This is a genomic window from Microbacterium sp. (assembly GCF_049661145.1).
Classification (GTDB): domain Bacteria; phylum Actinomycetota; class Actinomycetes; order Actinomycetales; family Microbacteriaceae; genus Microbacterium.
On record NZ_JBASZT010000258.1, the window covers coordinates 1 to 7,156 of the forward strand.

Genomic DNA, 7,156 nt, shown 5'->3' on the forward strand with positions numbered 1-7,156 from the left:
ACGCCGCCTGTGGATGCCGTGACCGTGTGCATCTCGCGCGGGGTCGGCAACGCGGCATCCGGGTCGCCGTCCTGCGCGCGGATCATCTCGCGCCACGTGTCCATCGCCCGGCCGTCCCGCAGGGCGCCTTCGACATCGGCGTCCGGGTGACCTGCGAGCGCGAGCATCTCCCGGGCGAGCGCGAGGGTCAGCTCGACGACGTCGGCGGGGCCGCTGCCGGCGAGGACCTCGACCGCTTCGCGCACTTCGTTGGCGTTGCCGATGGCGAAGCCCAGCGGCGTGTTCATGTCGGTGAGCAGCGCCGTCGTCGCCACGCCCGAATCGGTGCCGAGCGCGACCATCGTGCGGGCGAGCTCGCGGGCTCTGTCGACGTCCTGCATGAAGGCGCCCGAACCGAACTTGACGTCGAGCACGAGTGCGTCGGTGCCCTCAGCGATCTTCTTCGACATGATGCTCGAGGCGATCAGCGGAATCGCCTCGACCGTCCCGGTGACGTCACGGAGCGCGTACAGCCGTTTGTCGGCGGGCGCGAGGCCGGAACCGGCGGCGCAGACCACGGCACCGACCCCGCGCAGCTGCGCGGCGATCTCATCGTTCGTCAGGGCGGCACGCCAGCCGGGGATCGACTCGAGCTTGTCGAGCGTTCCCCCGGTGTGCCCGAGGCCCCGGCCGGACAGCTGCGGCACGGCGACGCCGAACGAGGCGACGAGCGGCGCAAGCGGCAGGGTGATCTTGTCGCCGACGCCGCCCGTGGAGTGCTTGTCGACGGTGCCCTTGCCGAGGTCCGCGAAGCTCATCCGCTCGCCCGACGCGATCATCGCGTCGGTCATGACGCGGATCTCGTCGCGGCTCATTCCGTTCAGCAGCACCGCCATCGCGAAGGCGGCCATCTGCGCGTCGGCGACGTACTCGCGCGTGTACGCGTCGATCATCCAGCGGAGGGCGGCCTCGGGCACCTCGCCCCTGTCGCGCTTGATGCGGATCACGTCGACGGCGTCGTACGCTTCGACGCGGTCGGCATCGCCCGGCGCAGGCGCTTCGACGGCGGATGCCGTGGCCACGGCATCCGTCATCGTGCCGCACCCCCTGAGACATGCTCGAGGTCGCGGGGCCCGAACGCGTCGGGCAGAACTTCGTCGATCGTGCGGATGCCCGAGACCGTCTCCAGCAGCATGCCCGGCAGAGCGAACTCGTTCAGCAGCTGCCGGCATCGCCCGCACGGCATGATCGTCTCGCCGTCGTTGTTGACGCACACGAACGCCACGAGCTCGCCACCGCCGGACATCTGCAGGTCGCCGACGAGCGCGCACTCGGCGCACAGCCCGACGCCGTACGACGCGTTCTCGACATTGCAGCCCGACACGATCCGCCCGTCGGACACCAGGGCGGCGGCCCCCACGCGGTAGCGCGAGTACGGCGCGTACGCGTGCCGCATCGCGTCGGTCGCGACGGCGCGCAACTCGTCCCAGTCGATGTCGGTCATCCGGTCGTCACCCCTTGATATACGGCTTGCCGTCGGCGGCGGGCGCGCGGGACTTCCCGACGACACCGGCCACGACGAAGATCGTCACGACGTAGGGCAGCATCAGCATGAATTCGCTCGGCACCGGGGATCCGATGATGCTGAGCGTGTTCTGCAGGCTCGAGGCGAAGCCGAACAGCAGCGCGGCGAGGGTCGCCTTGATCGGGTCCCACTGACCGAAGATCACGGCCGCGAGGGCGATGAAGCCGGCGCCGGCGGTCATCTCCTTGTTGAACGGGATGCCGTTGCCGATCGTGAAGATCGTGCCGCCGAGCCCGGCGATCGCGCCGGCGAGGAGAACGTTCCAGAACCGCGTCGCGTTGACCCGGATGCCGACGGTGTCAGCCGCCTTGGGATGCTCGCCGACTGCCCGCAGTCGCAGGCCCCAGCGGGTGTGGAACATCCCCACGTAGACGAGAGCGACGGCCAGGTACATGACGTACACGAGGATCGTCTGCCGGAACAGCACCGGCCCGAGCACGGGGATGTCCGACAGCAGCGGGATCTGGATCCGGTCGAACCGCACGGGGCTGTTCAGGGTCGTCGCGTCCGGCTGGAGCACCTGCGAGAACAGGAACGAGGTGAGTCCGATCACGAGGACGTTGAGTACGACACCGACGATGACCTGGTCGACGAAGTAGGTGATGGCGAACGTCGCCAGCACCGCCGCGACCAGCGCTCCCGCGATCATCGCGCCGACGAGGCCGATCAGGGGCTGCCGCGTGACGGACGACAGAACCGCGGCGGTGAAGGCACCGGCCAGCAACTGGCCCTCGATCGCGATGTTCACGACGCCCGCGCGCTCTCCGATGACACCGCCGAGCGCACCGTAGATGAGGGGGACGGCCAGTGCGACGGCGCCCGCGAGCAGACCCACGACCGGGATGGTCGCACCGGCCGCCGCCCACGCGAGGAAGCCCACGATGGCGAAGAGTATGTAGACCGACACGATCCACAGCGGCGAGCGTCCCTGCGCCCGCACGAAGTACAGGGCGGCCGCGGTCAGCGCCAGCATGAACGCGACGCACACCCAGCCGGTGGCCGTGACCGGCAGCAGCAGGGGCGGCAACTGGATCGCGTCGGAGTCGCCTGACAACCGGAGCGTGGCCGCCCCCTCGCGGGGCGCGAGCAGCATCAGCAGCGCGAAAAGGGCGGTGAAGGCGCCCAGCGCGATCGGCACCTTGAACGAACGCACGACCGTCGTCGACGGGACGTCGGGCATGAGCCCGGCCGTGGAGACCTGTGGTGCGCTCATTCGGCCACTCCCTCGAGCCGCTTGCCGGCGGCGGCTTTCAGAGCCTTCTCGTGCGCGCGCTCGGCCTTCTTGCGGTCGCGCTCGGGCGAGGGCAGGAAGAAGATCGCCCGCACGAGAGGCGGCGCTGCGATGAACAGCACGATGAGTGACTGCACCACCACGACGATCTCGACCGGTACGCCCTGGGCCGCCTGCATCGAGAAACCGCCGGCCTTGAACGCGCCGAACAGGATGCCGGCGGCGAGCGTCCCCCACGGGGTCGAGCGCCCGAGGAGTGCGACGGTGATCGCATCGAAGCCGATGCCGGCGTCGATGTCGACCGTGAAGCCGGTCGTGATCGTGCCGAGCACCTGGCTGGACCCGGCGAGGCCGATCAGGGCGCCGGAGATCAGCATCCCGTACACATACATCCGTTTGACGTCGATTCCCGCCACACGCGCGGCGTTCGGGTTCTCGCCGACGGCGCGGAACTTGAAGCCGAGTGCGGACCGATCGAGGATCCACCACACCAGGACAGTGGCGAGCAGGACCAGGATCAGACCGAAGTGCAGGTTGAACTGCGCCCCCAGCAGCTCAGGGAACACGGCCGTGGGCTTTGCCGGGGGCGAGATCGGGTTGCTCTGGCCCGGCGCTTGCAGCAGCCCCGGCCGGCGCAGCATGAACAGCACCAGATAGACGGCGATGTAGTTGAGCATGATCGTGACGATCACTTCGTGGGCCCCGGTGGTAGCCTTCAGCAGCCCCGCGATGCCAGCCCAGAGCGCCCCGGCGACGATGCCGGCGAGCACTGCGACGATCATGTGCACGCCCCACGGAAGCTCGAACGAACCCGCGACCCAGCCGGCGCCGGCGGCGGCCACGAGCATCTGTCCGCGGCCACCGATGTTGAACATGCCGATTCGGAAGGCCAGCGCGACACCGAGACCGGCCGCGATGAGCGGGGTGGCGAAGGTCAGGGTCTCGGTCAGTGGCCGGATCGCCCGTGCGAACGTGGGTGCGCCAGGGTTGAACACAGCCCCGCGGAAGAACGCGGCGTAGGCGCCGGCCACGGCGTTCCAGATTGCCGCGATTGTGTCGCCCGGCCGCGCGAAGAAGTAGCCGGCGGCCTCCTGCACCTGGTCATCGGTCACCGCTATGAGCAGACCGCCCACGATGACGGCGAGGACTATCGCCAGCACCGAGACGAGCCACCCCTTCTGCGTAATCCGCAGGAACGCGTCATGCCACTTCGACGCCGGAGGCGCGGCGGTGTCGACGACGCTCACGCCGCCGCCCCTTCCGGCATCTCGCCGGCCATCATGAGGCCGATCAGGTCGCGCGGCGCGTTGCCCGGGACGATGCCGACGATGCGTCCGCGGTACATGACCATGATGCGGTCGGCGAGGGCCGTGACCTCGTCGAGCTCGGTCGAGACGACGATGACGGGCACGCCGCTGTCGCGCGTCGCGACGATGCGCTTGTGGATGAACTCGATCGACCCGACGTCCACGCCGCGCGTCGGCTGGGCCGCGACGAACAGCGCGAGCTCACGGCTGAGCTCCCGTGCCAGCACGACCTTCTGCTGGTTGCCGCCGGACATGCGCGCGACGGGCGTGTCGATCCCCTGCGCGCGGACGTCGAACTCTGCGAACTTCTCCGTCGCGAACCTCTCCAGATAGCCGCGCTGGACCGCACCGCCCTTCACGAACGGCGGACCCTCGGCGCGGTCGAGCATGAGGTTCTCCGCGATGGAGAAGGCGCCGACGAGGCCGTCCTCGTTGCGATCCTCCGGGATGAAGCCGACCCCGGCATCGAGCACGTGGCGCACGCTGTGCCCCGCGAGTTCCCGACCTTCCAGGGTGATCGAGCCGCGCACCTGCGGCTGCAGGCCGAGGATCGCCTCGGTGAGTTCGGTCTGCCCGTTGCCCTGAACGCCCGCGATGGCGAGGATCTCGCCGCCGCGCACGGAGAAGGAGAGGTCATCGACGACGACATGCCCGCTCGGGTCGATGACGCTCAGCCCCGCCACGACCAGTCCGCCCTCGCGCAGCTGCGGCGGATCCTTGTGGACCGTGAGGTCGACGGCCCGACCGACCATCATCGAGGCCAGTTCGACGTTCGAGGACTGCGGCGATGCCTCGCCGACGACCTTGCCGAGCCGGATGACCGTGATACGGTCGGCGACCTCGCGCACCTCTCGCAGCTTGTGGGTGATGAACACGATGGCCGCGCCGGACTCCTTGAGCTGGCGCATGATGTCCATCAGCTCGTCCGTCTCCTGCGGGGTCAGCACGGCGGTGGGCTCGTCGAAGACGAGCACGCGCGCATCGCGGGAGAGCGCTTTGATGATCTCGACCCGCTGCTGCACGCCCACCGGAAGGTCCTCCACGACGGCATCCGGGTCGACGTGGAACCCGAATCGCGCAGAGATCTCGCGCACGCGAGCGCGGGCGGCGTTGAGATCGAGGATGCCGCCGGCCTTGGTCGACTCGTGACCGAGCATGACGTTCTCGGCGACGGTGAAGACGGGTACCAGCATGAAGTGCTGGTGCACCATGCCGATGCCGGCGCGCATGGCGTCGCCCGGGCCGCGGAAAGCCTGCACTCGATCGTCGAGGAGGATCGTGCCCTCGTCGGCGGTGTACAGCCCGTAGAGGACATTCATGAGCGTCGACTTGCCCGCCCCGTTCTCGCCCAGGAGACAGTGGATCTCGCCCTGTTCGACCACGAGATCGATGTGGTCGTTGGCCACCAGGCTGCCGAAGCGCTTCGTGATGCCACGGAGTTCGAGCTTCATGTCTCCCGATCCTATTCAAGCGGTATGCGTGCGCGCACGGGCGCATCGATGCGGAGAGGAACGGCGGTGGGGAGGCCGGTACGTGACCAGCCTCCCCACCGCCTGTGCCTGGGCCTCAGCCTGCGAGGTAGGACTTCACCGGGATCGAGCCGTCGATGATGCCTGCGGTGATCTCGTCGAGCTCGCCCTGCAGATCCGGCGAGACCTTGCTGTCGAAGTCATGGAACGGAGCCAGCCCCACGCCCTTGTTCTCGAGCGTGCCGACGAACGGGGTCGCGTCGAACTCGCCGTGGCCGGCCGAGACGATCGTCTCCTTGACGCCCACGTCGATGACCTTGAGGATCGAGGTCAACAGCAGGTCGCCGACGCTCGGGTCGGTCTCGAACACGTCGGCATCGACGCCGAGCAGCGCGATCTCACGACCGGAGTCGCGGATGACCGACGCGGCGCTCTGGTAGATGCCGCCGCCGACCGGGAGCAACACGTCGACGCCCTGGTCGACGAGGCCCTGCGCGGCGTTGGTCGCCGGCTGACCGGGCGAGAAGGCGTCGGCGAACACGCCGTTCTCGCCGTCCCAGCCGAGCACCTCGACGCTGTCGCTCTTCTGCTCGTTCCAGTACTCGACGCCCTGCTTGAAGCCGTCCATGAAGATCGTGACGGTCGGGAACGGCTTGCCGCCGAACGTGCCGACCTTCTTGGCCGTCGAGTACGAGGCTGATGCGTAGCCGGCGAGGAACGCCGCCTGCGCAGTGTCGAAGATGATCGGCTTGATGTTCGGGAAGTCGGTCTCGCCGTCGAAATCCTGGTCTACGACGTCGTCGATCGACACGAACTGCACGTCCGGGTTGGCCTCAGCCGCCTCAGCCGCAGCCGCGGCCAGATCGAAGCCGACCGTAACGACCATCGTGCAGTTCTGGTCGAGCACGCTCTGGATGTTCGGGGCGAAGTCCGAGCTGGTGCTCGATGCCACCGCGACGCCCTCGACGTCGAGTTCCGCGAGCGCCTCGTCGAAGCCCTTCTTGCCGAGCTCATTGAACGAGCGGTCTTCCCAGCCGCCGGTGCCGGAGACGATGCACGGCTTGAAGCCGTCGATGACGCTGCCGCCGGCGTCGCCGCTCTCGGTCGAGGTCGCGTCGGGGGCCGATCCGCAGCCGGCAAGAGCGATGATGAGCCCGGCAGCGGCGATGATGCCGGCGAGCTTCTTGGTAGTCGAGATGGTCAATGCAGCCTCCACATTGATGGGCACGCGGATCTCGCGAGCGCACGAGTCGAAGTTACCGAGTGTGACGCGGCAGTTGCACCCACGGGGCAAGGGTGGGCGCCAATGGTTACAAAGACGCAATGATCCCGACATGGCGGCGATGGTCCCGCTACCGTCGGCGATCGAGGAGCCCGCGCGCTGCGGGGAATCCGGCCGCATGCACGCGCAGGTCGGGCAGCCCTCCGCATCCCGCGAGGATCTCCGTACGCGACGCGCGCAGGTGTCCACGGGCGCGGCACCTAGGCTGGAGCGCATGGCCGAGAGCGACACCAGCAGGCGCGAGTTTCTGCGTCGCACCGGGATCGGGGTCGCGGGCCTCGCCGTCGGCGGGGCGGTCGGGGC

At 68.7% G+C, this 7,156-nt stretch carries 7 protein-coding genes; 1 reads left to right on the forward strand and 6 read right to left on the reverse strand.

Features of this window, described 5'->3' with window-relative positions; genetic code table 11:
- From WBP48_RS11055 to WBP48_RS11080, 6 genes are all read right to left on the reverse strand, one after another.
- The coding region (locus tag WBP48_RS11055) for a thymidine phosphorylase (RefSeq protein WP_424440340.1) at positions 1 to 1,073 on the reverse strand (1,073 nt) is incomplete at its 3' end.
- On the reverse strand, positions 1,070 to 1,483 hold the full coding sequence (locus tag WBP48_RS11060; RefSeq protein ID WP_424440343.1) for a cytidine deaminase: 414 nt from the start codon (positions 1,481 to 1,483) through the stop codon (positions 1,070 to 1,072). The genes WBP48_RS11055 and WBP48_RS11060, both read right to left, overlap by 4 nt.
- Before the next feature lie 7 nt (positions 1,484 to 1,490).
- Complete coding sequence (locus WBP48_RS11065) at positions 1,491 to 2,777, reverse strand: ABC transporter permease (protein WP_424440346.1); 1,287 nt, start codon at positions 2,775 to 2,777, stop codon at positions 1,491 to 1,493.
- Positions 2,774 to 4,042 carry an ABC transporter permease gene (locus tag WBP48_RS11070; protein ID WP_424440349.1) on the reverse strand — a complete coding sequence of 423 codons (1,269 nt, stop codon included), beginning with the start codon at positions 4,040 to 4,042 and terminating at the stop codon, positions 2,774 to 2,776. Before WBP48_RS11070 ends, WBP48_RS11065 begins: the two co-directional genes overlap by 4 nt.
- Positions 4,039 to 5,553, reverse strand: coding sequence for an ABC transporter ATP-binding protein (locus WBP48_RS11075; RefSeq protein ID WP_424440352.1), 1,515 nt, complete (start codon positions 5,551 to 5,553; stop codon positions 4,039 to 4,041). Before WBP48_RS11075 ends, WBP48_RS11070 begins: the two co-directional genes overlap by 4 nt.
- A gap of 115 nt (positions 5,554 to 5,668) precedes the next feature.
- On the reverse strand, positions 5,669 to 6,775 hold the full coding sequence (locus WBP48_RS11080) for a BMP family lipoprotein (RefSeq protein WP_424440355.1): 1,107 nt from the start codon (positions 6,773 to 6,775) through the stop codon (positions 5,669 to 5,671).
- Between the two features lie 130 nt (positions 6,776 to 6,905).
- On the opposite strand from WBP48_RS11080, the gene WBP48_RS11085 reads away from it, so the two are divergent.
- On the forward strand, positions 6,906 to 7,156 hold a 251-nt coding region (locus WBP48_RS11085; RefSeq protein WP_424440358.1), incomplete at its 3' end, for a twin-arginine translocation signal domain-containing protein.

Coding starts and splice junctions, on each gene's coding strand:
- WBP48_RS11065 (WP_424440346.1), bottom strand. CDS start 2,777: ATGAGCGCACCACAGGTCTCCACGGCCGGGCTCATGCCCGACGTCCCG.
- WBP48_RS11075 (WP_424440352.1), bottom strand. CDS start 5,553: ATGAAGCTCGAACTCCGTGGCATCACGAAGCGCTTCGGCAGCCTGGTG.
- WBP48_RS11060 (WP_424440343.1), bottom strand. CDS start 1,483: ATGACCGACATCGACTGGGACGAGTTGCGCGCCGTCGCGACCGACGCG.